Source organism: Sphaerotilus sp. (assembly GCF_034519685.1).
Taxonomy (GTDB): domain Bacteria; phylum Pseudomonadota; class Gammaproteobacteria; order Burkholderiales; family Burkholderiaceae_C; genus Sphaerotilus.
On the sequence record NZ_JAXHOF010000006.1, the window covers coordinates 1,670,708 to 1,695,850 of the forward strand.

Here is a 25,143-nt window from a genome sequence, read left to right on the forward strand (position 1 = left end):
GATGAAGTTGACGCACATGAAGAACAACACCTCCACCGTCTTCCCCCGCATGGCGCTGCGTCCCCTGGTGCTGGCCCTCGGCCTGCTGGCGGCAGCACCGCTTGTGCAGGCCGATGCCGCCACCGATGGCGCGCTGATGGCCGACCACCAGGGCTACAAGGCCCAGCAGGACGCGATCCAGGCCCTCAACGACACCGGCCGCCACCGCCTGGCCAGCTACCCGCTGGCCAAGGCGCAGTGCTGGCTGGATGTGAGCTTCCACGAATACACGCGCAACGACCGCTCGGCCTTCCCGCAAGGCGCATTCGACGCCTCGCGCGCGATCACCGACTTCCTCGCCCGCGGCGGTGCGCCCGGCGCAGCCGAGAATCCCGCGCAGCAGACGCCGCTGGTCAACGACGCGCTGCGCCTGCGCGAAGACCTCTGGGCCCAGGCCGGCACACTCAAGACCCACGCCGGCTGGCGCTGCGCCGAGCGGCTGGTGGCCTGCGGCGAGGTCGAACTCGTGCACGCCGGCAACGAGCACCGCCAGCAAGGCTGGCGCCACGCCAAGCCCTATGTCCAGATCGCCGAAGACCTGATCGGTGACGCCCGCCTGGCCGCCGAGGCCTGTCCGCCGCTGCCTGTTCCGGTGCCGCCGGTCGTGTCCAAGCCGGTGGATCCGCCGCCGGCTCCGCCCGTGGTGCCGGTGCCGCCGCCCGCCGTGGTGGTGCAGGAACGGATCGTCCTGAGCGCCAATGTGCTGTTCGCCTTCGACCGGCGTGGTCTGGCCGACCTGCTGCCCGAGGGCCGCGGCCAGCTCGACCAGCTGGTCGCCCGCCTGAACAGCGTCTACGCCCGGGTCGACCGGCTGGAGCTGGTGGGCCACACCGACCGGCTCGGCACCGAGGCCTACAACGCCCGGCTGTCCACGGACCGCGCCGAGACGGTCAAGGCCTATCTGCAGCAGCAGGGCGTGAAGGTGGACATCGTGGCGCAGGGCCGCGGGGCCGCCGAACCGCTGCCGCATGTCACCTGCACACAGCGCAGCCTGGCCCTGCTGGCGAAATGCCTCCAGCCGAACCGGCGGGTGGAGATCAGCATCACGGGTGTGCCGCGCTGAATCCTCCGGGAAAGCCGTTATGCTTCAGAACGATCGAGTACCATTTTCGACGTACTGCGACGTTCTGACATGGCGGTTCAAGGATGACAACCCAGATCTGGCACCAGGTGGTCCGGCAAGGCATTGAGGGCGCGACGGAAAACCCGCATGTCCTCGAATTGCTGCGCCACTGGGTGGCCTCCCGCCAGGACCGTCCGCGGGCGTCGATGGCGATGTTCCACGCCGGACGCTGGTCGGAGCTGTATCCGAAGATGATGCTGCTGCGGCGCGAAGGCGACGAGTTCGTCTACGGCCATTACGGCGCCGAGATCGCCCGGTACTCGCAGGGCGACATGACCGGCCGGCGGGTGTCCGACTTCGGTGGACGGCTGACCAGCTTCTTCCATGCCTGCTATGTCGAGGCGCTGGACTCGCACCAGCCGCTCTACACGGTCCATGTCTCGGACCGCTCGCTGACCGTCTTCACCTGGGAGCGCCTGGTCCTGCCGCTGCACAGCCCGGATGGCGAGGACTGGCTGCTGGTCTACGGCCACCCGCTGCAGACGCGCCACCAGCTGCTCGAATCCGTGCTCGATGCCACCAGCGATGCGCTGCTGGCGCTGCGCCGCGTGGGCGGAGCGGACGGCACCGACCTGGGCTGGATGGTGCTGGTGTGCAATCCACCGTTCATGGACATGTTCGGTGTTTCGCGTGCGGCGCTGGTCGGCTTTCTGGTGCACGAGGCACTGGCGGACTGGGCCGCGCTCAACATCGAGGCCGAGTGCCTGCTGACCATGCACTCGCGCGGCCACCGCTCGGTGACCCGGGTGCTGCTGACGAGCCAGAACGAGCTGCGTTACCTGGACATCCAGCTGCGGCCGCTGAAGGACGGTGTCGTCATCAGCCTGACCGACGCCACCGACTTGCACGAAGCCCAGAAGCGCCTGCGCCACCTGGCCTCCACCGACGCACTGACCGGGCTGGACAACCGCCGCGAGTTCGACGAGCAGTTCCGGCTGGAGGTGCAGCGTGCGCGCCGCTCGGGCGAGCCGCTGACGCTGGTGATGGCCGACATCGATGCCTTCAAGCCCTACAACGACCACTACGGACACGCTGCCGGCGACGACTGCCTGCGCCAGTTCGCGCTCATCCTGAAGTCGATCTTCGCCCGCGAGCTGGATGTCGTCGCCCGCTACGGTGGCGAGGAGTTCGCCATGCTGCTGCCGGGCACGGGTGTCGAGGGGGCGCTGAACCTCACGGAGCGGCTGCTGCTGCGGCTGGCGCGCGAGGCACTGCCCCATGCGGCCTCGCCGGTGGCCGAGGTCGTCACCGCCAGTTTCGGCGTCGCGGCCTTCCAGGGCCATGCGGGGGACGACGAGGTGCAGCTGCTGCGCCGCGCCGATGCGGCGCTCTACGAGGCCAAGCTGACGGGGCGCAACCGGGTGTGTCGGGCGCGGTGAGGGTGGGGTCTGGTTCTCCGACAAGAATCGATTCTTTGTGACGGGTCTTACGCGTGCTCGCTAGGCTGTCTGGCCCAGTTCAACAGGCTGAGTCCGACGACTGCCAGCGTCAGTCCGCCAAGGTAGATGGCGCCTGAGTTGGCGGTGAGTGCGCCGGGTGCCGATAGCGCCACGGTGCCGGCGGCCAGGCTGGCGGTGCCCATGTACAGCGGCACATGGCCGTAGGCCCAGAGCCGCAGGCGCCGCCCACCTACCGCGTCGGAGATGTGGCGTTCGCCCTGGCCCTTGACACGGTGAAAGTACAGCAACCACAGTCCGAAGCTCAGCGCCGCCCCCACCAGCGCGGCCACCGCCGACGACAGGTGCAGATGCTCGCCGTGGTCCAGTGCATGCACCACCGCGGCCATCCCCTCGCCCAACAAGATGATTGTGAACAAGCCGAATCGCTCTGGCAGGTGCTCCGGATGCGGTGGCACCGCCGCGGTCTGCCGCGCAACCAGCCATGGCGACGCCAGGTCCATCCCCAGCGCCAGACCCCAAGCCGCCCAGCGCAGCGCCTCGGCTGCGGCACCTGTCAGCCACAGCAGCGCCTGCACCGCGTACAGCACGGCGTACACCCTGATCAGCCCAGCGGCCCCGCGCCAACGCAGCTCGCCCAGGTAGGCCAGCATGAGCAGCACCTTGAATGCACCGATACCGCCGCCGAAGGCCCAGGCACGGTTGCCCAGCGGATCCGACACACCGTAGCCGATCAGTGCCACGGCCACGATCTGCAGGAAGCCCAGCCCGCGCTGCCGCCCGCTGTCGTTGTCGAAGCGCGTGGCGTGGAAGGTGTGGCCGAGCCAGCACCACCACATTGCCAGGAAGGCCAGCGCGAACACCAGCGCTCCGCCCAGGTCGTAGTGGTGCGCGTAGGCGCTTGAGAGTTGTGCCACCGCGACCACGAACACCAGATCAAAGAAGAGCTCGAACCAGGTGGCCTTGCGGCCTTCGGCGTGCCGGGGCAGATCGTCGTAGTTCGTCATCGGTAGCCCCTCAGCTCCGGCGCAGCAGTCCGAAGGCAAAGCGCCGGCCCATCCCCTGGCGGAGCGCCATGTGGATCCAGGTCATGGCGAACGGCTCCAGGTAGCGGGCGGCCATGAGCGGGCCCATGTCCACTGCCTCGAAGCCGATCAACGTGGCCAATGCCATCACGCGATGGCGTGCGTCGGCGTCGTCCCCACAGATGGGCATCATGGGCAGCCCGCCCGCGTAGGCCGCGTCGGCCATGTTGTCGGCACCGGTGCTGTTGAAGGCCTTGACCACCCGCGCGCCCCTGGCCTGCTGCGCCAGCACCTCGGCACCCGAGGTGCTGGTGCCCAGTGTCAGCCCGGTCAGGCCCGGCGCCAGCGGGTTGGTCGCGTCCACCAGCACCTTGCCCTGCCAGTCGGGCACGCTCTGCGCGATGCCCGCCGTGGCCGTGTGGGGAACGGCCAGGATGAGCAGGTCGCTGGCCGCGATGGCCTCTGCCGTACTGGTCAGGTGCGCCTTGTCGCCCAATGCCGCGACGGCCGCAGCGTACTTCTGCGGTTCCGGTACGCCGAATACGACGGTTTCGCCGCGACGGGTCAAGGCCTGGCCTAGCGCCACGCCGACGTTGCCCGCGCCAATGATGGAAATGCTCATGTCTTTCTCCCGGATGTGAACGGCATGTCGTGTGTCGCTGTGGTTAGATCCAGAGCGCCAGCCGCCACGTGAGCAGCGGCCTGGTGGAGCGCTTCAACGCCCCAGCGCCTCAACCACCAGTCGTGCGGTCTCCTCGCCCGAAAAGTTCTGCTGGCCGGTAATGAGGTTGCCATCGCGCACCGCGAACCCGCGCCACAGGCCGCCTTGCACGTAATTCGCACCCAGTTGCTTGAGTCGATCTTCAATGCGCCAGGGCATGATGTGGGTGCCGTGCGGGAGCATGTTGTAGCTCCACACTGCGTTGTCAGCGAAGTCCTCCTCGCAATTGGCAAAGCCGGTCACGGTCTTGCCCTTGGCGATCAGCTCGCCGTCCGGGCCCTTGGCGTAGGCCAACACGGCCACGCCATGGCACAGCGCGGCTGCAACCTTGCCCGCGCTGTGGAAGGCAGAGAACTTGGCATGCAGGTCGGTCGCCTGCTCGAAGTTGAACATCGGCGCCTGGCCACCGGCCACCACGATGGCGTCGAAGGCCGCGATGTCAATGTCGGCCGCCTTCTTCGTGTTGTCCACCAGAGCCTTCAATTCGGGTGTGTGAATGAAGCCCTGGCTGATCAGGTCGGTCCTGGAGTAGCCGCTGGCGTCGCTGGGGTCGCTCATGCCGTCTGCCTGGCACTTGCCGCCGGTGGGGCTGAACACCTCGACTGCGTAGCCGGCTTCGGTGAACACGTGGTACGGGTGGGTCAGCTCGCTCCACCAGAAGCCCACCGGCCAGCCGGTGGTGGTAGAGACGGCGGGGTTGGCGATGACGATGGCGACACGCTTGCGGGCGTTCGGGTTCAGCGTGTTGGGGTCTCTGAGGCTCATGGCGATCTCCGGGAAAGGATGAAAGGGAGTGATCGGGATGGAGTCTCCGACGTTTCGCCGACTGGATAAATCCAGCAGAATATGACTTTCTGTTGCCTGCAATGACAACAATGGAACTTGGCCACCTCGACATCTTCGTGAAGGTTGTTCAGACCGGCAGCTTCACCCGTGCGGCTGAACAGCTGCACAGCCAGAAGGCCCATGTATCGCGTGTGGTCAGCCAACTTGAGGCCGACTTGGGCGTGCGCCTGCTGGAGCGCACCACACGCTCGCTCTCGCTGACCGAGGTTGGGCGTGAGTTCTTCGAACGCGCGGTAGGCATTCTGGGGGCGGCCGAGGACGCACGGCGCGCGGTGCAGCAGGCGCAGGGCGAACCGCGCGGCACGCTGCGCCTGACTTGTGGCGTCGAATTCGGGATGCTCGCGGTCAATGGCTGGGTACGCGACTACCTGCGGAAGCACCCCAGCGTGAACGTGGACATGGAGATGACCGGGCGGGTTGTGGACATCGTGCACGAGGGCTTCGATCTCGCGATTCGGGTGGGCCCGCTGACCGACTCTTCCCTCGCTGTGCGCAAGCTGGGCGACCTGAAGTATGGGCTGTTCGCCGCTCCCGGTTATTTGCGGCGACAGCCTCGGCCCGTAGTCCCGCAAGACCTGGCGCAGCACGCGCTGATACGCTTTTCGGGCTCCCGCCAGCGCCTGGTCTGGGTCTTCACCCGGGGAACCGAGGTACGGCGAATCGAACCTGCTGCCCGCTTAAACGCCAACAACAGCTTCGCGGTCCGAGACGCCGCCATCGATGGTCTGGGCATCGGCCAACTGCCATGGTTATTGGCTGCTCCCTCGGTGGCAGCAGGCCTGTTGCATCCGGTCTTGGCCAGTTGGCAACTGCCTTCAGCGCCATCCCTTTCAAGGTGAGTCCCCCCAGAGTCGGTAAGCTGCAGGAAGGAAAGGCCAACAGGAGACTGAGATCTGGGAAGCGGTGATTGAGCGGTTCGAGCAGCAGACGCCGGCGAGCGTGATGGCGCGCATGGTTCTGGAGGAGGCGCTGCCGGCGCAGTGGATCGACGAGGTGTTCGAGGCGCACCGCGGGCAGCAGTACGCCAGGACGCTGATGTTCTCGACGGTGGTGGAGTTGATGACACTGGTGACGCTGGGGCTGAGGCCGTCGCTGCACGCGGCGGCCATGCAGAGCCGAAGTTTGCCGGTGTCGCTGGCGGCGCTGTACGGGAAGGTCAGCGGGACGAGGCCGGAGTTGCTCAGGGCGCTGGTGCAGGGCAGCGCGCAGCGGCTGGGGCCGGTGATGGGCAGCCTGGACAGGCCGAGGAGTTTGCCGGGGTGGAGGCTGAGGGTGGTGGACGGCAACCACCTGGGGCGCAGCGAGAAGAGGCTGGGGGTGTTGCGTGGTCGGCGTGGCGCGGCGCTGCCGGGGCACGCGCTGGTGGTGTACGACCCGGACGAGGCGCTGGTGCGGGATCTGGTGGCGTGCGAAGACGCGTACGAGAGCGAGCGGGTGGGGGTGATGCCGCTGGTGGCGGGGGCCGAGCCCGGGGATCTGTGGGTGGCCGACAGCCACTTCTGCACGCGCGCACTGCTGCAGGGCTGGCAGGACGCGGCGGCGAGCTTCATCGTGCGTGAGCATGGGCGCCACCCGAGGGTGGGCGAACGCGGGGCGTGGAGCGAGGCGGTGCGCATGGACACGGGCTGTGTGCGGGAGTGCGCCATCACGCTGCGGGCCGTGCGCGGGCAGGCACAGCCCTGCACGCCGTGGCGCTGCATCGAGATCGAGCTGGACGAGCCCACCGAGTCGGGCCGCACGACACTGAGGCTGTGGAGCAATCTGCCCGCGACGGTGGAGGCGACCACGATCGCTGCGCTGTACCGCAAGCGCTGGCGCATCGAGGGCCTGTTCGGGCGGCTGGAGTCGGTGCTCGACAGCGAGATCAAGACCCTGGGGCACCCGCGCGCGGCGCTGCTCGGGTTCACCGTGGCGGTGCTGGCCTACAACGTCCTGGCGCTGCTGCAGGCGGTGATCGAGCAGGCGCACCGGCCCGCCCTGCCCGAGCTGGAGGTCTCCACCTTCCATCTGGCGCAGCACGTCAAGCAGGGCTTCGAGGGCCTGCTCGTGGCGGTGCCGGCCCAGTGCTGGTCCGATCGGGCCGAGCCTTCGCCCGAACGCCTGGCGCGGCGCCTGCTGGAGCTGGCCATGCACCTGCCGGCCAAGAAGCTCGCCACGGCCAAGCGCGGGCCCAAGGTGGCCGCCTCCAAGGGTTGGGTCGATGGCCGAACTGCCCGATCTCATTTCTCCACCGCTCGACTTCTCAAGGCTTCCGGGCGATCACCTTGAAAGGGATGGCCTTCAGCGCCAGTGCATGGGGTGTTCGCCAGCGCCCGCTACCTGACCCCCAAGGTCAGAGCCTTCATAGACCTCGCCGTGACTGCCTTTGCCGATGTGACCAAGAATTCGTCGAACACCGTTGATGAGAGCGACTGACAAAGCCAAGAAGAGGATCCCAAGTCGTTGATTTGCACAGGGCCTGATGCCGTGTGAGACGCTCTGACCTTGCCCTCGGAAACCGTCTCCCATGCTGAGTGATGCAATGTCAGCAAGGAGAACGGAAATGACGAAGCCGAAGACTGCGCCAAGGGCGCGCTACACGTTGGAGTTCAAGCAGGAAGCGGTGCGCCTGGTCGAGGGCGGGCAGAGCATCGTGGCGGCGGCCCGTACGCTGGGCGTGGTCGATCAGACCTTGTTCAACTGGGTCAAGGCCAAGCCGATGCACGCCCAGACGCGCGGTGGCTACGGCTGGCCGCGGACCTGGACGAAAGCGGGCGCCAGGCCAAGGATGAAATCATGGCCTGGATGCTCTGGTACAACCGGGTGCGATTGCACTCGACGCTGGCCTATGTCAGCCCGATGCAGTTCGAAGAAAACTGGCTCGCCGGCCAACCCCGGCAAGCCAGTGCGTAGTCCAGCTATGGGATACGGAATCCCGGGGCAAGGTCAGTTCTGCGTCCGTCACGCCTGCTGCTGCATCGCCTGCTGCGCCGCACGCGCCAGGAAGCCAGAACGGGTCATGTGGTGCGCCGCTACCCATGCGTCGATCCGCTTCACCAGGTTGGCGGGCAGGCTCACGTTCAGCCGCACGGCACGGCCCTCGATGCGGCTCAGGTCGAGGTCCACCAGCAACCAGACGCCGTCCCGGTACTGCGGGTCTTGCGCCAGCCGCTCCATCGGGGTCGGCGCCGGTACAGCGTCAGGCTCGCCGTGAAAATGCGCCTGCACCGCCTCCTGCACCGCAGCGGGCAACCCTTCCCACTCGTCGGCCGCCGCGAAGCAGCCGGGGAAGTCGGGGAAGGTGACGCCGTGGGCGTGTTCGGCGTCACCCATGTGGACGTAGACGGGGTACAGCATGGAGGCTCCTTGAGAAGGGGTTCACAGCCCGGCCTGTGCCAGGATGCTGCGCACGGTGGGCATCGGAAGATCCTTCTTCGGATGTGGCACCGTCACCTTTCCGGGCTTGCTGGGGTGCTTGAACTGGTGATGCGAGCCGACGACATGCACCAAGAACCAGCCATCGGCCTTCAGTCGCTTGATGATGTCGGCGCTTTTCATGCCTCATCATACACAACGATACACACGATGAAGTGCTGTGAGTGCTCTCAGTGCTGTCGTTTCGGCCTGGGTGGCGACCCCTGTTTCAGCCGATGTGCGCAGGCGTCACGCGGCCCGGATCGGGATCACCTGCGCCCCGTCCCGCAGCCGGTCCAGCTAGTCCGCCCACGTCTGCATCATCTGCCGACGCTGCTCCATGAACTCGGCCCGGTCATGGGCCATGCCCAGCGGCACGGACTTGCCGTGCGCCAGCTGCGCCTCGATCACGTCGGGGCTGATGCCCGGCAGGCGCTCGATGATCAGCGTGCGCGCCATCGCTCGGAAGCCGTGGGCGGTCATGTCCTCGTTGCCGTAGCCCATGCGGCGCAGCGCGGCCCGGGTCAGTGGCTGGCCGGCGTACCCGTCGATATCGCGCAGCAGCGCCCCCCGTGCCTCGACCTTGCGCAGCGTGTCCAGCAGCAGCGGTGCCGACACATCCGCCAGCGGTAGGGCGCCGATCCAGGGGAACAGATCCTTCTCGCTGCAGCGCAGCCACTGCGCGGCGTGGTTCTCGCTCCACCCGTCCACCTTGGTGGCGTGGAACTCTCGCGCCACCAGCTCGAAGGTGGTGGCCGTGCTGGCGCTGCTGATGGCCTTCTCGACCCTGCGCGCCTGCACCGGATCCGTGCCGGCATCGCGGGTCTTGCGCGCCCGGTCCCGGCCATCGCGCGCAGCTTTCAGGCTCACGTCCAAGTACAGCCCCCCGGCGTCCGCCAGACGGGTCCGAAGCTTGTCGGTCGGGCAGGTGGCATTGCGGCAGGCGGGATCGGTCAGCATGGGGAACGGTACCTTTGTTCCCCCGGATGTTCCCCCGCTTGCCATGCGCTGTGAAGCGTCGTCGTGATCGGTCGTGCGTCGCTGGTTTGGTCCCCCCGACAGGAATCGAACCTGTATCTGGCGCTTAGGAGGCGCCCGTTCTATCCATTGAACTACGGGGAGGCGGGGGAAGGCGCGACGGCGGGGCGCGTCTCGGAGCCGGGCATTGTAGCCTGCGACCCCCACTTCCACGTCCAGATCAGGTCGAGCGCGTTTTCCGCGCCGGACTGTGCCCGCAGCGTGAAGCGCTGCGCCGCGCGGTAGATGAGCTGCCAGGTGCCGCTGGCGGCGTTCAGGCTGCGCTCGTAGCCGACGTACCAGCGCCGGCTGATCTGCTTGCCCAGCGTGACCACGGTTTCGCGCGTGTCGCCTTCGCCGTCCTGGCGCACCGAGAGCTGGTCCAGTCCGATGCGCTCCACCAGGCCCGGGCTGTCGCTTTCCCCCGCGATCAGCGCATAGGCGGCGCGCTGCAGCAGGGCCAGGTCGGTGCGGCCGAGGCCGTCGGAGGCGCGGCCGAGGATCAGCCAGGACAGCCGGTCGGTGTCGGTCATGGCCGGTTCGCTGAACAGGCGGATGCGCGGGTTCTGCGCCGTGCCGGTGACGGTGACCCCGACGCGCATGTCCTCCAGGTCGGGCCGGATCGCCTCGATGTCGAGCCGCGGGTTTTCCGCGACGCCGGTGAAGGCGATCACCGAGCGCTCGATGCGCAGCTTCTGGCCGTAGGCGGCGTAGGTGCCGTCGACGGCGCGGATGTTGCCGTGGATGGCCAGCCGGTTGGCGGGGCTGGTCAGCCGCAGCTCGCCGGCCAGGCGGGTGCTCAGGCCACGTCCGCGCAGCATGAAAGCCTCGCCCAGGTCGGCGCGCAGGTCGAGCGTGGTGGTGCGGCGGCTGGCGCTGGCGGTCTCACGACTGCGCGGGTCGCCGCGGCCGCGGTCCACGTCGACATCGTCGGCCAGGGCCGGCGCGTCGCTCTGCGTGAAATCGAAGCGGCCTTCGTCGGCCCGCACACGCCCCTTCAGCTGCGTGCGCTGGGCGTCGAGCACGAGGTCGGCCTCGCCGCTGACGACGAGCTTGCGGTCCACCCGCTGCAGGGCCGCGAAACGCTCGGCGGTGACCTTCAGCGCCAGGCGCGGCGCTGTGCCGAGCGTGGCTTCGCCGCGGGCCGCCAGCGTGCCGGCGCCGGCGCGCACGCTGAACTCGTCGATGCGCGCTGCGTCGCCGTCCAGCCGCACCTTCAGCCGGGCGTCGGCCCAGTCGACCCCCTGGAGCGTGTTGCGCACGGCGATCTGGCTGCCGTTCAGCTCGCCGCTGAAGGCGGGGGAGCCGAAGCGGCCGCCGACCCGTGCCTGCGTGGCGAGTTGCCCGGACAGGCGCCAGCCCGGGGGCAGCCAGCGGCCCCAGTTGCCCAGCTGGGCGATCTGCAGGTCGATCTGGCCGGCGACCGGGGCGTCGGCTGCAGGCCAGAGCGCGTTGCGCTCCGTGCGCACGGTCTGCTGGCCGTTCAGGCTGCCGAGGTTGCCGCCGGACACGCGCTGGGTGAGCTGCCAGACGCCGTCGGCGGCGTTCAGGCGCAGCTGCAGGTCGGCCAGGCCGAGACGGCGCGGGCCGGTGTTGAGGTCGGGGTCTTCGACGCTGAGGTCGCCACTGTCGCGCTGCAGGGCGATGTCGGCGGTGAACTGCTCCGGCGTGGACTGCAGCGCGATGCGCCCGCCCAGTGTCAGGTCGCCGCCCCAGCCGAACTCGGGCTGTGCCCGCGCCAGCAGCGGCGCCACCCGCAGCGGCACGAGCCGGCCGCGCAGGCCCATCTGCGGCGCGCTGCCGCCGCGCCAGTCGGCGCCGTCGAGCAGGAACTGGGCATCCAGCAGCGTCAGCCGGCTGGCTCCGAGCTGGACGGCCAGGCCGCTGCTGTCCTGCACGAGGCTGAGCGGTGCCGATTCCAGCTGCAGCAGCGGAGCGGCGGGCACGGAGGGCACAGAGCCCGTGGACGCTGGCAGTTCACGCACGTCCATCTGCGCGAGCTTGCCACTCCAGCGCAGGCCGTCCACGCGTCTGGCCAGCGCCGCGCCGAGGTCATCGCCCAGACCGCCGTCGAGTGCGAGCAGCGCCTGCAGGCGGCGGACGGGCTGGTCGGCGCGGGGACGTGCCTCCAGCTGGCTGCGCAGCTGGAGCTGGTGGCTGGCCGCAGTGCCCTGGGTGCGCAGGGCGAGCGCGGTCAGCGTCTGGCCGCCCGCCTGCAGCGTGCCGACATCGGCCACGAGATCGACCGCATCCCCGGGCAGGGTGCCGAGCTTCCAGCGTGCGTCCAGCCCCTGCAGCTCGGCTTGCGGCAGGCGCAGGCGGGTGCTGCGCAGCTGGCCGGTGCTGCGCACCTGCGGCCAGCGCCCGCGCAGCTCCAGCGTGCCCTGGCTGTCGCCGCTAAGCTGGGTGGTCGAGCCGGCGAGTTTCCACCACGGGTCGAGGCGCTCGGGGGCCGTGCTGTTCCACTGCAGGGTCCAGTGGTCTTCGGCCGGGTTCTGGGTGAGATCGCCTGCCAGGTGCAGTTCGGTGGCGTCGGGTGCGCCAGCGGCGGCGCCGGCGGTGGCCTTGAGATCGAGGCTCCATTGCGGGGACTGCGGGGCATTGCCCGTGCTGGTGCGGGTCTGAAGCTTGAACTGACCTGCCAGCGGAACCCCTGCGACCAGACTTGGCGCGAGCTGCAGATCGGCTCGGCCGGTGATCTGGGCCAGTCCGGCCACGCCCGCTGCGGGGAGGGTGGGCAGGCGCAGGTCGGCGTCGAGTCGACCGCCCAGCCGGTGGCTGCCGCGTGGCCCGAGCGACGGGGTCTCGCCCGGCCACCACAGGCCGGGATCGAAGGCCTCCAGCTCGCTCTTGAGCTGGACCAGCCAGTGGGCATCGACCTGCTCGGCATGGCCGCTGGCGTCGAGTCGGGCCGCGCCGCTGCGGGCCTGCAGCTGCGCCAGGTCGATGCGCTGGGGCGTGGCCTGGGCCTGTAGCAGCAGCCGCACCTCGGGCAGTCCGGCGCCGACCAGCTGCCCGCGCAGGTCGGTGTCCAGCGTGAGCCGGCGGCCTGCGTCGGGGTTGTCACCGAGCGACTGGCCATAGGTCAGCGTGAGGGGGCCGCTCACCTGCACCGCAGGGGCGCGGGTGTCGAGCCGCGCGGGCTGCAGATCCTGCCAGGTGCTGCTCAGGGCGGCGTCGAGGCGGCGCTGGCCGCCTGCGCCGCTCAGGGTCCAGCGGCCGCTGCCCAGCACGGTGCCCGCGGGTGCGCTGCCGTCGTGCAGGCTGACGAGCAGTGCGTCGAGCGTGCCGGTGTCCGGGTTGCGCAGCTCACCGCTGGCGGTGAGCTTGACGGTGTCGAGCGGCACCAGACGCTGTGTCCAGGGGCCGGGACGCAGGTTCTGCAGATCGACCTGCAGCTGCAGGCGCTGCTGGACCGTGCCGGTGCGGGGGCGCTGGTCGAGGTGGGCGTCGATCTGGCCGGTCAGTGCGGTCCTGGGCAGACCACTGGCGAAGGGCGCCAGGTCGAGCGCCTGCAGCCGGGCCTGCAGGTGGCTCAGGGGCTGCGGTTGTTCGAGGCGGATCTCGGCTTGCAGGTCGAGCGACTGGCCGCGTCCGACGAGCCGGGTGTCGACGGCGATCTGCCGCAGCGGGCCGTGGGCGCGCAGGTCGACGCGCCAGTCCTGCGCCAGCGGGGTCGGTGTCGCCGCGGCCTGGGCCGCCGCGTCCGGCGTCAGCACCAGCCGCATCTCCAGCGGCATCGGCGCATCGGCGCCCACGCTGGCCAGTCCGTGCAGCGCCAGGCGGTCCCAGCGCAGCTGCAGCGCATCCACCCGGTGGACCCCGCCACGGCCGGCCTGCAGGCTCAGCGCGGCGCTCAGTCCGCGCACCGGGCGGTCCCGCAGGGCATCCACACTCAGCCGGTCGATGCGGACCTTGCCGATCTGCACGGCGATCGGCAGGTTCAGTGCCGTGGGCAGCACGGGCGGGGCGTCGCTGCCGGCGCTGCCCTGCAGGTCGAGGTGGCCGATGGAGAGCTGCGCCAGGCCCAGCAGCGGCGCCTTGCCGTCCGGCCAGCGCAGCTGCACGCCGCGCCAGCGGAGCTGGTCGATCTGCAGCACCTGCCGGTCGTTCAGCCGGTAGCGGAGCTGATCGGCATCGAAATCGTCGAGCAGGCAGCCGCGCACGCCGCGGCTCTCCAGCCCCGGCACCAGGCCGAGCAGCCAGCGGCTTCCGGCTTCAGAGCCCAGCGCGGCGTACAGCCCTGCCGCCAGTCCACAGACGAGCAGCACCAGCAGCACCAGCGGCGACCAGAACCAGCGGGACCAGCGCACAGCACCGGCCGGGGGAGCAGGCGGGGGAGGCGGGGGAGGGCGGACCGGATCCATCGTCAGAACGTGATGCCGACACTGAAATGCAGCCGCACCTTGCGCACCTGCTGCCCGTACGCCAGGTCCATGCGCAGGGCGCCGACGGGGCTGCGCCAGCGCAGGCCGACGCCGTAGCCCAGCGCGGCGTTGAGCGTGTTCCAGCTGGCTGCGGCATTGCCGACGTCCACGAAGGTGGCGCCCCACAGCGCCGGCATGCTGCGCAGGAACGGCCGCGCCAGCTCCACGCTGCCGACCACCGCCACCCGGCCGCCCACCGCCGCCCCCGTGGCGTCCAGCGGGCCGAGGCTCTGGTAGGCATAGCCGCGCACCGCGTCGTCCCCGCCGGTGCGGAACAGCAAGGAGTAGGGCACCGCCACGTCGGCGGCAGAGAAGATCTGGCCGATCTGCAGCCGGCTGGTGCTGTACCAGTTCTGACTGAGCGTGGTGTAGTGCGTCAGGCGTCCGTTGACCCGGCCGAACACGCCGCCGCGCTGCACCGTGGCGAAGGAGCGGCCGAGCGCCGTGTCGAGCGACAGGCTCAGGCCCTGGGTCGGCAGCAGCGGGTGGTCGAGCTGGCGCCAGATCCACTGGTAGTTGCCGCTGACGGCCGAGGTGTCGTCCACCCGCAGGCCGGTGGCCAGGCTGCGGGTGAGCGAGCGCTGCCACTCCAGGTAATACAGGCGCTCCAGCCGCTGGTCGTCCTTGCTGCGGCCGAGGCGGGCACGCTGGCTGGTGACATCGAGCCCGCTGGCCTCGGTCCGGCTGACCGATGCCGACAGCAGGTTGCGGTAGGGGCCGGGCAGCGGGTGGGAGGTGAGGTCGATCGCGGCCTGCTGATCGGTGCGGCCGAGCTGGAACTTGCTCTTGGCCTGCCAGGCAAAGCCGAGGAAACGCTGGTGCAGGTGTTCGAGCGTGACCCGCGGCCCCGTGTTGTCGGACACACCCAGCCCCAGCGTGGCCTGCTGCAGCGAACGCTCGCGCACCCGGACCACCACCGGCATCGCACCCGCCTGGGCCGGGTCCGGCTCCATCTCGATGGCCACGCTGTCGAACAGCGCCGACTTGACCAGCCGGTCCTGGTAGTCGAGCAATGCCTGCTCGCGCAGCGGCTCGCCGGCGGTGAAGGTCTGCAGCGCACGCACCGTGTCGGCGTCCACATGGTCCAGCCCGCTGACCTCCACCGCGCCGAAGCGGTAGAGCGGTCCGCTGTCGGCCACGAGGAACAGCGTGGCACGGTCGTCGGCGGTGCGCACCTGGGCCACCGTGCCGCTCCAGGCGGAGGTGGCATAGCCTTCGGCGCGCAGCAGCGCGAGCACTTGGCTCTTGGCGCTGCCCCAGCGGTCCTGTGTGTAGACCTCGTCCGCGGGCAGCGACCAGCGCAGGCGGGCGCGGGCCACGAGCTGCGCCGCGTCGGCATCACCGGCCTCGGCGCTGACCGACAGCGGCCCTTCGAATTCCAGCCGCGCCTGCGCCACCCGTGTCAGCGGTCCCGGCTCGACCAGCAGCCGCAGCGCGATCACCTGGCCATCGTCACGGGCCTGGGTGCTGACCTTGGCGTTGAAGTGGCCGACGGTTTCGAGCAGGGCGCGGGCCTGGGCAGGGGCGGCCTGGCGCAGCCGCATCAGCTCGCCGCGGGGCACACGGGCGGTGTCGGGTGTGGCGAGGTAGCGCGAGAGGTCGAGGTAGCGCGACAGCAGCGCGCGCAGCTCCGCGGGGGCGGCGATGTCGAGTGTCCAGGTGACGTCGCGCGTGTCGACCTCGTCTTCCGCGGCGGCGACGGGTGCCGGGTCGGCGGTGGTGGCCCCGGGCGATGCGGCATCCTGGGCCAGGGCTGGAGCGCCGGTGGCGAGCAGTGTCGCCAGCAGCAGGGGCCCGCGCCATCCCGGTCCTGCATTCATTTCGACAGCAGCCGCATGGCCTGTTCCAGCCCCGCCAGCGACAGCGGGAACATGCGCTGGCTCATCAGCTGCTGGATCATCGCGATGCTCTGGCGGTATTCCCAGACGCCGGGCGGCTCCGGGTTGATCCAGGCGAACTTCGGGAAGGCGTGGGTCAGGCGCTGCAGCCATTCGGCGCCCGGCTCCTCGTTGTTGTACTCGACGCTGCCGCCGCGCTGCACGATCTCGTAGGGGCTCATCGTCGCGTCGCCGATGAAGATCAGCTTGTAGTCCTTGTTGTACTTGCGAATGATGTCCCAGGTCGGGAACTTCTCGGTGTAGCGGCGGCGGTTGTTCTTCCAGACGAAGTCGTAGACGCAGTTGTGGAAGTAATAGAACTCCAGGTGCTTGAACTCGGTCTTGGCGGCGCTGAAGAGTTCCTCCACGCGGTGGATGTGCTCGTCCATCGTGCCGCCCACGTCCATCAGCAGCAGCACCTTGACCTTGTTGTGGCGCTCGGGCACGAGCTTGATGTCGAGCAGGCCGGCGTTGGCGGCGGTGCAGTGGATGGTGTCGTCGAGATCAAGCTCTTCGGCCGCGCCTTCGCGGGCGAAGCGGCGCAGGCGTCGAAGGGCCACCTTGATGTTGCGGGTGCCGAGTTCGAGGTTGTCGTCGTAGTCGCGGAAGGCGCGCTGGTCCCAGACCTTGACGGCGTTCTTGTTCTTGCCGGCGCCGCCGATGCGGATGCCCTGCGGGTTGGTGCCGCCATGACCGAAGGGGCTGGTGCCGCCGGTGCCGATCCACTTCGAGCCGCCGGCGTGGCGCTCCTTCTGCTCCTCGAAGCGCTTCTTGAGCGTCTCCATCAGCTCGTCCCAGCCCATCTTCTCGATCTTGGCCTTCTCCTCGGGGCTCAGCTCCACCTCCAGCGTCTTGCGCAGCCAGTCCAGCGGCACCTCCTGCGTGAAGTCGGTCAGCATCTCCACGCCCTTGAAGTAGGCCGAGAAGGCGCGGTCGAACTTGTCGAACTGGACCTCGTCCTTGACCAGCGTGGTGCGCGCCAGGTAGTAGAACTTGTCCACCGACGGGCCACCGTCGTCGTCGATCACGCCGGCCTGCAGCGCTTCGAGCAGGGTCAGGTACTCGCGGATCGAGACCGGCAGCTTGGCGGCCCGCAGGGTGTAGAAGAAGTCGATCAGCATGGTGGAGTCTCCGCAGGCACTGCAGGCACCGCAGGCGTGCCCGACTGGCAAGTCTAGGACAGCCGCGCCGTTCGGGACCGATTCAGGTCGAAATGCGCAGCCTTTGTCAGGCTCATCGCCGCCTGCACCGCCTGCAGAGCTGCCTACAGTCAGCAGCATCATCCCCTTCTGCCGAATCTGTCCATGTCGAACACTCCGCCCGCGGCCTTCCCGCGGGGCTTCACCTTGGTCGAAATGCTGGTGACGGTGGCCGTGTTGAGCATCCTGGGCATGGTCGCACTGCCATCTCTGAGCGCGTTCTCGGCGCGCAACCGGGTCTCGGCGCTGTCGTCCGATTTCGTGTCCTCGCTGGCACTGGCGCGCACCGAGGCGGCGCGGGCGGGCCTGTCCGTGTTGGTGCTGCCGGCCGATGGCGGAGTGACCGGCAATGAATTTGCCCAGGGCTGGAACCTGTACCTGGACCGCAACGGCAACGGCACCGCCGACACCGGCGACACCCTGCTGCGCACCTATCCTGCGCTGCCCGCCGCGCTGAAGCTGCAGGGCACGTCGGCGATCCGCTTCACCGCGCTCGGCTACCTGACACCGGCGGCCGCGGTGGAGTTCAAGCTCTGTCCGAGTGCGGGTCTGCCCGATGGCGTGCAGATCACCGTGCCGCCGAACGGTCTGGCCGATGTGGCGAGGATCACCACATGCACCTGAGCGTGAACCTGAGCGTGAACCTGAGCATGCGTGTGCGTTCGCCAGCACGGCGCCGTTCTGGCTTTGCGCTGGTCGAGGTGCTGGTGACGGTCGTGGTGCTGGCGGTGGCGGCGCTGGGCTATGCGGCGCTGCAGTTGCGGGGCCTGTCGACCAATTCCAGCGCCATGTGGCGCAGCAAGGCGACCGTGCTGGCCTATGAGGCGGCCGACCGCGTGCGCGCCAACGCACCCGGTGCTGCGGCCGGTCAGTACAACAACCTGCTCAACCCGGCCACGACCTCCGCCTGCACGCTGACCAATGTCTGCAGCGCGGCCCAGATGGCGGCGCGCGACTTTGCCCAGTGGCGCACTGCGGTGGGCTCGGCCCTGCCGGGCGGCTCCGGCGTGATCTGCCTCGACAGCTCGCCCGACGACGGCACGACGGCCTCCCCCGCCTGCGACGGCAGCGGCGGCCAGATCGCGATCAAGGTGTTCTGGAGCGAGCGTGGCGTGGCCTCCCGCTTCGTCAACGTGGTGCGGCCATGACGCGACGCCTACCCCGCAGGAGTCTGGTGCGCCGCCCGCGTGGCGTGACGCTGGTCGAGCTGATGGTGGCGATGGTGCTGGGGCTGTTCCTCGTCGGCGTGATGGGCATGGTCTTTCTGGGCAGCAAGGGCACCTTCCAGGCGCAGAACCATGTCTCGCGCCTGCAGGAGAGCGCGCGTTTCACGGTGGACACGCTGGCGACCGACCTGCGCATGTCGGGCTTCCGTGGCTGTCGCGGCACAGGCGCGGCCACGCCGGTGGGCAATGTGCTCAACACGCCGACCGACTTCCTCTACAACTTCGGGGCGGGTCTCTGGGCTTCTCGCCACAGCGGATCTGCCTGGGTGCCCGCGCTGGATGCGGCGATCCGCAGCCCGGCGCTGGTGCCGGCGCCGGACAGTGCCGGCGATGTGCTGACCGTGCGGCGCACCACCGGCCCCGGCTGGGCGCTGACCGCCGAGATGGCCAGCCCCACCGCCGCGCTGAGCGTGACCCCGACCGGCGCCATCACGGGCCGTGACCTGCTGCTCGTGTCCGACTGTGCCGGGGCGGTCGTCTTCCAGGCCACCAACAACAGCCCCGGACTGGACGGCTCGATCGAGCACAGCGCCAGCGTCACCGCCACGCCGGGCGTGAGCACTGGCAGCCTGGGCCGGGTGTTCCTGCAGGATGCGATGGTCTATCGCCTGACCACGGTCACCTACTACCTCGCCGCCAGCGCCCGTCCCGGCAAGACCGGACAGCGTGCCCTGTGGTCCTACACCACGCCGGCCTACGACGGCACGGTGCAGCCGCAGGAGCTGGTGACCGGGGTCGAGGCCCTGCGGGTGACGCTGGGGCTGGACAGCAATGACGATGGGGCTGCCGATGCCTATGTGCGGCCGGCCGAGGTCACCGACTGGCGCCAGGTGGTGACCGCGCAGACCGAGCTGCTGCTGGCCAGCACCGAGGACAACATCAGCAGTGCCCCCCAGCCCTACACCTTCGATGGAACGACCGTCACCCCGACCGACCGGCGCCTGCGCACGGTGGTGTCGACAACCGTGCAGGTACGCAATGCGCTGCGCTGACCGCGAAGGCGGCTTCTCGCTCCTCACCATCCTGATGATGCTGGTGGTGCTGGCATCGCTGGCGCTGGCCGGCATGAACTCCAGCCTGGTGCAGGAGCGCATGGCCGGCAATGCCCGCGACCGCAACATCGCGCTGCAGGCCGCCGAGGCGGCGCTGCGCGATGCCGAGGCCGATGTCGAGGCGAACCTCGGCATGGATTCGGCCTTTGTGGCCAGCTGCACCGGCGGGCTGTGTCGTCCGCCGTCGATGACTTCGGCTTCTCCCACGTCCCGCCCGCTCTGGCAGACCATCGACTGGGGGGCCTCGGCGGGCAAGACCCGCGCCTACGGCAGCGTCACCGGGGCCACGGCCTTGCCCGGCGTGGCCAGCCAGCCGCGCTACTTCATCGAACAGCTGCCACCGCTGCCCCCCCCGGCGGGTCAGTCCGCCAGCCTGGCGCAGTCGGTCGATGACGCGCCGCAGGCCTTCCGCATCACGGCACGGGGGGTCGGCGTGCGGGCCTCGACGGTCGTCGTGCTCCAGTCCACCTACATCAAGCAATGAGCTGTCCATGAACCCCACTGCATTGGCTGTCAACCCAGGCGATCCGAGGGTGCTGACGCACGCCGGTCGGCGCGCATGGTGCCTGCTGCTGCTCGGGTGCGTGCCCCTCACCGCGCCGGCCCAGACCATCAGCTTCGCGCAGAAGCCGCCCTACCTCTCCACCGGCGTGCAGCCGAACCTGCTGGTCATCTACGACAACTCGCAGTCGATGGAGGCGGTGATGCCCGGCGGCAACCGCACGACCTTCGTCGATGTCAACACCCGGGGCAACATCGCCCGGCAGGTGCTGCGCGACAGCATCGCGGCCTACCAGAACAGCTTCCGCTGGGGCCTGGCCACCTTCGACGCGACCACGCCCTACGTCCTGGACTACAGCCAGTACGGCTACCCGCCGCCGATGATCCTGTACTACTCGGACAAGGTGACCGGTCTGGGCAGCATCCGCCAGCCGGTGCAGACCACCTCGGCGGCACACCTGGCCACCCTGAACAGCCTGCTGGCGAACCACACGGCCAATGCCGCGACCACCGAGGTCAAGAACTCGACCTGGGCAACACCGCTGGCCGGTGCGATCGAGACGGCCGGCAAGTATTTCGGCAACAAGCTCAATGCCACGCCGACCCCGATCACCGACAAGAGCTGCCAGCGCCAGTTCGTGGTGCTCGCCACCGACGGCGATCCCAATTACAGCAAGGGTGCCTACCGCTACAGCACGGACGCCGAGCTGCGCAACACCAAGAAGGCCGATGGCACCTGGACCTACAGCCCCGCCACGGTCGAAGTGATCGACGAGATCCAGAAGTTGCGGGCCACCACGGTGAACAATCTGGCTGCGGTGAACGGCACCTATGACGTGCAGACCTACATCGTTGGCATGGGATCGGCCTTCGAGAACGAAAGCTCGGTGGCCGGCATGAACCGCATGGCTGCAGTCGGGGGCACCGGCGCGGCCTATCTCGCCAATGACCGCGCTTCGCTGACGGCGGCGTTCGCCGCCATCAATGCCGACATCACGGCCCGCACGGCGTCCTCGGCGAGCGTGGCGTTGAACGCGGGGGCCTGGAGCAATGGCTCGGTGGCGTACCTGGCGCGATTCAACTCGGGTGACTGGTCGGGGCAGCTTCAGGCGTACTCGCTGCTGGCCTCCGGGGCCACCGCGACAACTCCGCTCTGGGACGCCGCCCAGCGCCTCAAGCTGCAGCACTGGAGCACCGGCCGCCAGATCCTCAGCTACCGCCCGTCGTCCGCCCTCGGCAGCCGCGGTGTCGCCTTCCGCTGGCCCGCCAATCCCGCGAGCACGACGGCCACCGAAATCCCCGCCGCCATGGTCACGGCGCTCAACCGCAATGGTGCGGGCACGGCGGACACGGCCGGCGCGGCCCGCCTGCAGTACCTGCGGGGCGACACCAGCCGCGAGCTGCGCAACTGCGCGACCTGCACCGGCCCGGCGCCCTTCCGCAACCGCCCGACCACGGTGCTGGGCGACATCATCAACTCGACGCCGCTCTACCTCGCCAGCGGCGGCCGCTACGTCCGCGATGGTGCCGAAGCCACCGCCTATGCCACCTACCGCACGGCACGCGCCGCGATGCCCCCGATGGTCTACGTCGGTGCCAACGACGGCATGCTGCACGGATTCAACGCCAGCACGGGCGACGAAGTCTTTGCCTACGTGCCGGCCATTGCCGCAGACCGTCTGGCCGCCCTGCCGGAGCAGGGCTATGGACACCACTACAGCGTGGACGGTCCGCTGGTCGGCGGCGATGTCTACTACGGCGGGGGCTGGAAGACGGTGCTGATCGGCAGCCTCGGCGCAGGGGGCAAGGGACTCTATGCGCTGGACGTGAGCAACCCCGCCAATTTCACCGAGTCCCAGGCCAACAAGGTCGCCCGCTGGGAGCTGGATGGCTCGAACGCCACGGTCGGCCACATCCTGCAAGCCCCCCTGCTGACCCGCACCCGCGACGGCAAATGGCGTGCGCTGGTCGGCAATGGCTACAACAGCAGCAACGGCGTGGCGGTTCTGATGGCCATCGATGTGGAGACGGGACAGTCCGTCAACCTCAGCACCGGCGCCGGCAGCGCCACCACGCCCAACGGCCTGACCGGCCTGGTCGGGCTGAGCAGCGGCAACAACGGCGTGGTCGATCTGGTCTACGGCACCGACCAGCAGGGCAATCTCTGGAAGTTCGACCTGTCGGCCACCGACCCGACCAGCTGGAAGGTCGCCTACGGCACTGCAGCGGCTCCGGCACCGCTGTTCACCACCGCCAGCGGCCAGCCCATCACCGCGCGCCCGGATGTGACCCTGCATCCAGAAGGCGGCTACCTTGTCACCTTCGGCACCGGCATGTACCTGGCCAGCGCGGACACGTCGAGCACGGCCACGCAGGCGCTCTACGGCATCTGGGACAAGGGCGCGCCGGTGACGGCCAGCCAGCTGGTCACCCAGAGCGTGCTCGGCACCACGAAGGGGCCGGACAGCCGTGATTACCGTTTCACGACCTACGCAGTCGGCACGCCAGCCACCGTGTACACGGGCGACAAGAGCATCACATCCAGCCTCTACATCACCGAGAAGCGCGGCTGGAAGCTGGAGCTGCCGACGGCGGGCGAGCGGGTCGTGTCGCACGCCACCGTGCGCTACGGCAAGGCGATCTTCTCGACCATGGTGCCGGGGACCGTGAACTGCCAGGGCGGCGGAGATGGCTGGATCATGGAAGTGGACGCGGTGACCGGCAACCGCTCGGACCTGCCCGCCCTCGACACCAACGCCGACAACCAGGTCGATGCGGCGGACCTGCTGACCTGGGTGGCCGCCAAGACCTCGGTGTCCGGCGTGCGGCTGGGCGCGATTCCCTCGGCACCGAGCTTCATCCGGGCCAAGGACCGCAAGCTCGATGACAAGCTCGTCAACACCTCGGACGGCACGATGGTGCGGGTTCGGGAGGCCGGTGGCACCCGTGCCTCGGGCCGTGCCGGCTGGGAGCAGATCCAATGAATGCAATGCCCACTTTCCTCGACCGGCTGCGGCCGGGGCTGCTGGCTGCGTCCCTGGCTGCGTGCCTGGCGGCTGCCGGTGGCGCCGCCTGGGCCCAGGCTGTGCCACCGCGCGGACTGGACATCGACCAGCACAGCGGCGTGATCGGTGCGATCGATCCTTCCCGCCAGAGCCTGCAGATCCATGGGCAGACCCTGCAATGGGATCCCGAGCGTCTGCAGGTGCTGCACGAGCTGACCGGCAAGCCGGTACCCCTGGCGCGGCTGCGCAGTGGCATGCGGGTGCGCTATGCGCTGGAGCCGATGGGAAAACGGGCCGGGGCGGTGCTGCGCATCGTGACCCTGTATGTGCAGGATGTGCAGGGGCAGCCATGACACACCGCTCTGTCCGTGGCTTCACGCTGGTGGAACTGGTCATCGCGGTGGCGGTGGTGGCCATCCTGGCCAGTGTGGCTGTGCCGTCCTACCGTGAGCATGTGGCCTCGTCCCGACGTACCGATGCCAAGACCGCCTTGCTCGCCGCAGCCCAGGCCATGGAGCGCCACTACACCGAGCGCGGTACCTATGTGGGGGCCACGCTGGGCGCGACGGGCCTCTACCCGAGCAGTTCACCCCAGGGCTACTACGCGCTGACGATCGTCAGCCAGGATGCCGACGGCTTCAGCCTGCTGGCCACGCGCAGTGGCGCACAGGTCGGCGACAAATGTGGCAACTACACCTACAACCAGGCCGGTGCGAAGGGTGTGGCCTCGGCTTCCACGGGCTACACCGTCGCGAAGTGCTGGTAATGGCGGGTGATGTTCAGCGCTGCGGCTGGTCGAGCCGGGCGCGCAAGTGCATGGCCACCGTCGGCCACTCCGGCGCGGTGATGCTGTAGACGCAGGTGTCGCGCAGGCTGCCGTCGGCCGTGCGCTGGTGGTGGCGCAGGATGCCGTCGAGCTGCGCGCCGAGGCGCTCGATGGCGCGGCGGCTCTGCTGGTTGAAGCGGTGGGTGCGGAACTCGACCGCGATGCAGTCCAGCGTCTCGAAGGCATGGCGCAGCAGCAGCCATTTCGCCTCGGTGTTCAAGGCCGTGCGCTGCACCCGCCGCGCCAGCCAGGTCGAGCCGATCTCCACCCGCCGGAAACGCGCGTCGATGTGCATGTAGGTCGTCATGCCGACGGGCACGCCGTTGGCGTCCAGCACCGCGAACGGCAGCATGGATCCGGCGGACTGCAGTCCGAGTCGGCGGTCGATTTCAGTGGCCATGCCATCCGGCGTCGGCACCACGGTGGTCCAGGTGTTCCAGAGTTCACCCTCGCGCACGGCCTCGGCCAGCGCCGGGGCGTGGTCAGGGTGCAGCGGCTCCAGCCGGACATGGCTGCCCTGGAGCGTGACGGGTGCGGGCCACGGGGTCATCGCCATGCCCTCGGCGTCAGCGGTTGCGGCTCTGCATGAACACCAGCTTCTCGAACAGCGTCAGATCCTGCTCGTTCTTCAGCAGCGCGCCCACCAGCGGCGGGATCGCCACCTTCTGGTCGGCGCTGTGCAGCGCTTCGGCCGAGATGTCTTCCGCGACCAGCAGCTTCAGCCAGTCGAGCAGCTCGGACGTGGACGGCTTCTTCTTCAGCCCCGGCAGGTTGCGCACGTCGTAGAAGTTCTTCATCGCCGCGGCCAGCAGCTCCTTCTTCAGCCCCGGGAAATGCACCTCGACGATCTGGCGCATCGTCTCGGCCTCGGGGAACTTGATGTAGTGGAAGAAGCAGCGGCGCAGGAAGGCGTCGGGCAGTTCCTTCTCGTTGTTCGACGTGATGAAGACCAGCGGCCGGTGCTTCGCCCGGATCAGCTCGCGTGTCTCGTAGACGTAGAACTCCATCCGGTCGATCTCGCGCAGCAGGTCGTTCGGGAACTCGATGTCGGCCTTGTCGATCTCGTCGATCAGCAGCGCCACCGGCTGATCGGCCGTGAACGCCTGCCACAGCGTGCCCTTGACGATGTAGTTGCGGATGTCGCGCACCTTCTCGGCGCTCTCGGGGTCGGAGAGCTGGCTGTCGCGCAGGCGGCTGACGGCGTCGTACTCGTAGAGGCCTTGCTGCGCCTTGGTGGTGCTCTTGATGTGCCACTGCATCAGCGGCATGCCGAGCGCGGCGGCCACCTCTTCGGCCAGCATGGTCTTGCCGGTGCCGGGTTCTCCCTTGACCAGCAGCGGGCGCTGCAGCGTGATGGCGGCGTTGACCGCGAGCATCAGGTCCTGGGTGGCGACGTACTGGGAGGAGCCGGTGAATTTCATGCGGGTCTCGGGTCTGGAAGCCGTGCTGCGTGGGCGGGGGCGGGAGGG

General features: G+C 69.1%; 23 protein-coding genes, 1 tRNA gene and 1 pseudogene. 13 read left to right on the forward strand and 12 right to left on the reverse strand.

The window, feature by feature from the left end; translation table 11 throughout:
* Position 1: 1 nt before the first annotated feature.
* Together U5O44_RS18500 and U5O44_RS18505 are read left to right on the forward strand one after the other, a co-directional pair.
* Positions 2 to 1,102 (forward strand): OmpA family protein, encoded by a 1,101-nt coding sequence (locus tag U5O44_RS18500; protein WP_322589873.1) that lies wholly within the window; start codon positions 2 to 4, stop codon positions 1,100 to 1,102.
* Between the two features lie 83 nt (positions 1,103 to 1,185).
* The gene (locus tag U5O44_RS18505) at positions 1,186 to 2,541 is read left to right on the forward strand and encodes a GGDEF domain-containing protein (RefSeq protein ID WP_322589874.1); all 1,356 of its coding nucleotides are present in this window, start codon (positions 1,186 to 1,188) and stop codon (positions 2,539 to 2,541) included.
* Positions 2,542 to 2,588: 47 nt separating this feature from the next.
* Here U5O44_RS18505 and U5O44_RS18510 read toward each other — a convergent pair whose 3' ends face one another.
* From U5O44_RS18510 to U5O44_RS18520, 3 genes are all read right to left on the reverse strand, one after another.
* Entirely contained in the window at positions 2,589 to 3,566 is a 978-nt protein-coding gene (locus U5O44_RS18510) for a low temperature requirement protein A (RefSeq protein ID WP_322589875.1), read from the reverse strand.
* Between the two features lie 10 nt (positions 3,567 to 3,576).
* Complete coding sequence (locus tag U5O44_RS18515; RefSeq protein WP_416222223.1) at positions 3,577 to 4,221, reverse strand: NADPH-dependent F420 reductase; 645 nt, start codon at positions 4,219 to 4,221, stop codon at positions 3,577 to 3,579.
* 78 nt (positions 4,222 to 4,299) lie between these two features.
* A complete protein-coding gene (locus U5O44_RS18520; RefSeq protein ID WP_322589877.1) occupies positions 4,300 to 5,070 on the reverse strand; it encodes a type 1 glutamine amidotransferase domain-containing protein in 771 nt (256 codons plus the stop codon).
* A 101-nt stretch (positions 5,071 to 5,171) separates the two neighbouring features.
* Between U5O44_RS18520 and U5O44_RS18525 the strand changes: the two genes are divergently transcribed.
* From U5O44_RS18525 to U5O44_RS18540, 4 genes and pseudogenes are all read left to right on the forward strand, one after another.
* Positions 5,172 to 5,990 carry a LysR family transcriptional regulator gene (locus tag U5O44_RS18525; RefSeq protein WP_322589878.1) on the forward strand — a complete coding sequence of 273 codons (819 nt, stop codon included), beginning with the start codon at positions 5,172 to 5,174 and terminating at the stop codon, positions 5,988 to 5,990.
* Between the two features lie 103 nt (positions 5,991 to 6,093).
* Positions 6,094 to 7,419: an IS4 family transposase gene (locus tag U5O44_RS18530; protein WP_322588457.1), complete on the forward strand. Its 1,326-nt coding sequence runs from the start codon at positions 6,094 to 6,096 to the stop codon at positions 7,417 to 7,419.
* A 274-nt stretch (positions 7,420 to 7,693) separates the two neighbouring features.
* A pseudogene (locus tag U5O44_RS18535) lies at positions 7,694 to 7,843 on the forward strand (transposase); the annotation flags it as partial.
* Between the two features lie 47 nt (positions 7,844 to 7,890).
* Positions 7,891 to 8,043: an integrase core domain-containing protein gene (locus U5O44_RS18540; RefSeq protein ID WP_322590530.1), complete on the forward strand. Its 153-nt coding sequence runs from the start codon at positions 7,891 to 7,893 to the stop codon at positions 8,041 to 8,043.
* 48 nt (positions 8,044 to 8,091) lie between these two features.
* On the opposite strand, the gene U5O44_RS18545 is transcribed toward U5O44_RS18540, so the two are convergent.
* From U5O44_RS18545 to U5O44_RS18575, 7 genes are all read right to left on the reverse strand, one after another.
* Positions 8,092 to 8,487 (reverse strand): type II toxin-antitoxin system HicB family antitoxin, encoded by a 396-nt coding sequence (locus U5O44_RS18545; RefSeq protein ID WP_322589879.1) that lies wholly within the window; start codon positions 8,485 to 8,487, stop codon positions 8,092 to 8,094.
* A 21-nt stretch (positions 8,488 to 8,508) separates the two neighbouring features.
* The gene (locus tag U5O44_RS18550; RefSeq protein ID WP_322589565.1) at positions 8,509 to 8,688 is read right to left on the reverse strand and encodes a type II toxin-antitoxin system HicA family toxin; all 180 of its coding nucleotides are present in this window, start codon (positions 8,686 to 8,688) and stop codon (positions 8,509 to 8,511) included.
* A gap of 156 nt (positions 8,689 to 8,844) precedes the next feature.
* Complete coding sequence (locus U5O44_RS18555) at positions 8,845 to 9,504, reverse strand: tyrosine-type recombinase/integrase (protein ID WP_322589880.1); 660 nt, start codon at positions 9,502 to 9,504, stop codon at positions 8,845 to 8,847.
* 87 nt (positions 9,505 to 9,591) lie between these two features.
* Positions 9,592 to 9,666, reverse strand: a tRNA-Arg gene (locus U5O44_RS18560).
* On the reverse strand, positions 9,657 to 13,874 hold the full coding sequence (locus U5O44_RS18565; protein WP_322589881.1) for a translocation/assembly module TamB domain-containing protein: 4,218 nt from the start codon (positions 13,872 to 13,874) through the stop codon (positions 9,657 to 9,659). The genes U5O44_RS18560 and U5O44_RS18565 overlap by 10 nt, the downstream gene beginning before the upstream one ends.
* Positions 13,875 to 13,930: 56 nt before the next feature.
* The gene (locus U5O44_RS18570) at positions 13,931 to 15,808 is read right to left on the reverse strand and encodes an autotransporter assembly complex protein TamA (RefSeq protein WP_322589882.1); all 1,878 of its coding nucleotides are present in this window, start codon (positions 15,806 to 15,808) and stop codon (positions 13,931 to 13,933) included.
* Entirely contained in the window at positions 15,805 to 16,986 is a 1,182-nt protein-coding gene (locus U5O44_RS18575) for a vWA domain-containing protein (protein ID WP_322589883.1), read from the reverse strand. Before U5O44_RS18575 ends, U5O44_RS18570 begins: the two co-directional genes overlap by 4 nt.
* Before the next feature lie 183 nt (positions 16,987 to 17,169).
* On the opposite strand from U5O44_RS18575, the gene U5O44_RS18580 reads away from it, so the two are divergent.
* The 7 genes from U5O44_RS18580 to U5O44_RS18610 are packed head-to-tail and all read left to right on the forward strand — an operon-like array spanning position 17,170 to position 23,614.
* Positions 17,170 to 17,688: a GspH/FimT family pseudopilin gene (locus U5O44_RS18580; RefSeq protein WP_322589884.1), complete on the forward strand. Its 519-nt coding sequence runs from the start codon at positions 17,170 to 17,172 to the stop codon at positions 17,686 to 17,688.
* Positions 17,679 to 18,212: a type IV pilus modification protein PilV gene (pilV, locus tag U5O44_RS18585; RefSeq protein ID WP_322589885.1), complete on the forward strand. Its 534-nt coding sequence runs from the start codon at positions 17,679 to 17,681 to the stop codon at positions 18,210 to 18,212. The genes U5O44_RS18580 and pilV overlap by 10 nt, the downstream gene beginning before the upstream one ends.
* On the forward strand, positions 18,209 to 19,282 hold the full coding sequence (locus U5O44_RS18590) for a PilW family protein (protein WP_322589886.1): 1,074 nt from the start codon (positions 18,209 to 18,211) through the stop codon (positions 19,280 to 19,282). Before pilV ends, U5O44_RS18590 begins: the two co-directional genes overlap by 4 nt.
* Positions 19,269 to 19,826: a pilus assembly PilX family protein gene (locus U5O44_RS18595; protein WP_322589887.1), complete on the forward strand. Its 558-nt coding sequence runs from the start codon at positions 19,269 to 19,271 to the stop codon at positions 19,824 to 19,826. The genes U5O44_RS18590 and U5O44_RS18595 overlap by 14 nt, the downstream gene beginning before the upstream one ends.
* Positions 19,827 to 19,833: 7 nt before the next feature.
* Positions 19,834 to 22,827, forward strand: a complete 2,994-nt coding sequence (locus tag U5O44_RS18600; protein WP_322589888.1) for a pilus assembly protein — start codon at positions 19,834 to 19,836, stop codon at positions 22,825 to 22,827.
* A gap of 5 nt (positions 22,828 to 22,832) precedes the next feature.
* Entirely contained in the window at positions 22,833 to 23,201 is a 369-nt protein-coding gene (locus tag U5O44_RS18605; RefSeq protein WP_322589889.1) for a hypothetical protein, read from the forward strand.
* On the forward strand, positions 23,198 to 23,614 hold the full coding sequence (locus U5O44_RS18610) for a type IV pilin protein (RefSeq protein WP_322589890.1): 417 nt from the start codon (positions 23,198 to 23,200) through the stop codon (positions 23,612 to 23,614). Before U5O44_RS18605 ends, U5O44_RS18610 begins: the two co-directional genes overlap by 4 nt.
* A 13-nt stretch (positions 23,615 to 23,627) precedes the next feature.
* Here U5O44_RS18610 and U5O44_RS18615 read toward each other — a convergent pair whose 3' ends face one another.
* Both U5O44_RS18615 and U5O44_RS18620 read right to left on the reverse strand, forming a co-directional pair.
* Positions 23,628 to 24,224: a GNAT family N-acetyltransferase gene (locus U5O44_RS18615; protein ID WP_322589891.1), complete on the reverse strand. Its 597-nt coding sequence runs from the start codon at positions 24,222 to 24,224 to the stop codon at positions 23,628 to 23,630.
* A gap of 16 nt (positions 24,225 to 24,240) precedes the next feature.
* Positions 24,241 to 25,095: an AAA family ATPase gene (locus U5O44_RS18620; protein ID WP_322589892.1), complete on the reverse strand. Its 855-nt coding sequence runs from the start codon at positions 25,093 to 25,095 to the stop codon at positions 24,241 to 24,243.
* Between the last annotated feature and the right edge of the window lie 48 nt (positions 25,096 to 25,143).

What these genes read in the sequence shown, in the direction of transcription:
- U5O44_RS18500 (WP_322589873.1), top strand. Translation starts at nt 2, where the DNA reads ATGAAGTTGACGCACATGAAGAACAACACCTCCACCGTCTTCCCCCGC.
- U5O44_RS18505 (WP_322589874.1), top strand. Translation starts at nt 1,186, where the DNA reads ATGACAACCCAGATCTGGCACCAGGTGGTCCGGCAAGGCATTGAGGGC.
- U5O44_RS18510 (WP_322589875.1), bottom strand. Translation starts at nt 3,566, where the DNA reads ATGACGAACTACGACGATCTGCCCCGGCACGCCGAAGGCCGCAAGGCC.
- U5O44_RS18520 (WP_322589877.1), bottom strand. Translation starts at nt 5,070, where the DNA reads ATGAGCCTCAGAGACCCCAACACGCTGAACCCGAACGCCCGCAAGCGT.
- U5O44_RS18525 (WP_322589878.1), top strand. Translation starts at nt 5,172, where the DNA reads ATGACAACAATGGAACTTGGCCACCTCGACATCTTCGTGAAGGTTGTT.
- U5O44_RS18530 (WP_322588457.1), top strand. Translation starts at nt 6,094, where the DNA reads ATGGCGCGCATGGTTCTGGAGGAGGCGCTGCCGGCGCAGTGGATCGAC.
- U5O44_RS18545 (WP_322589879.1), bottom strand. Translation starts at nt 8,487, where the DNA reads ATGCTGTACCCCGTCTACGTCCACATGGGTGACGCCGAACACGCCCAC.
- U5O44_RS18550 (WP_322589565.1), bottom strand. Translation starts at nt 8,688, where the DNA reads ATGAAAAGCGCCGACATCATCAAGCGACTGAAGGCCGATGGCTGGTTC.
- U5O44_RS18555 (WP_322589880.1), bottom strand. Translation starts at nt 9,504, where the DNA reads ATGCTGACCGATCCCGCCTGCCGCAATGCCACCTGCCCGACCGACAAG.
- U5O44_RS18570 (WP_322589882.1), bottom strand. Translation starts at nt 15,808, where the DNA reads ATGAATGCAGGACCGGGATGGCGCGGGCCCCTGCTGCTGGCGACACTG.
- U5O44_RS18575 (WP_322589883.1), bottom strand. Translation starts at nt 16,986, where the DNA reads ATGCTGATCGACTTCTTCTACACCCTGCGGGCCGCCAAGCTGCCGGTC.
- U5O44_RS18580 (WP_322589884.1), top strand. Translation starts at nt 17,170, where the DNA reads ATGTCGAACACTCCGCCCGCGGCCTTCCCGCGGGGCTTCACCTTGGTC.
- pilV (WP_322589885.1), top strand. Translation starts at nt 17,679, where the DNA reads ATGCACCTGAGCGTGAACCTGAGCGTGAACCTGAGCATGCGTGTGCGT.
- U5O44_RS18590 (WP_322589886.1), top strand. Translation starts at nt 18,209, where the DNA reads ATGACGCGACGCCTACCCCGCAGGAGTCTGGTGCGCCGCCCGCGTGGC.
- U5O44_RS18595 (WP_322589887.1), top strand. Translation starts at nt 19,269, where the DNA reads ATGCGCTGCGCTGACCGCGAAGGCGGCTTCTCGCTCCTCACCATCCTG.
- U5O44_RS18600 (WP_322589888.1), top strand. Translation starts at nt 19,834, where the DNA reads ATGAACCCCACTGCATTGGCTGTCAACCCAGGCGATCCGAGGGTGCTG.
- U5O44_RS18605 (WP_322589889.1), top strand. Translation starts at nt 22,833, where the DNA reads ATGCCCACTTTCCTCGACCGGCTGCGGCCGGGGCTGCTGGCTGCGTCC.
- U5O44_RS18610 (WP_322589890.1), top strand. Translation starts at nt 23,198, where the DNA reads ATGACACACCGCTCTGTCCGTGGCTTCACGCTGGTGGAACTGGTCATC.
- U5O44_RS18615 (WP_322589891.1), bottom strand. Translation starts at nt 24,224, where the DNA reads ATGACCCCGTGGCCCGCACCCGTCACGCTCCAGGGCAGCCATGTCCGG.
- U5O44_RS18620 (WP_322589892.1), bottom strand. Translation starts at nt 25,095, where the DNA reads ATGAAATTCACCGGCTCCTCCCAGTACGTCGCCACCCAGGACCTGATG.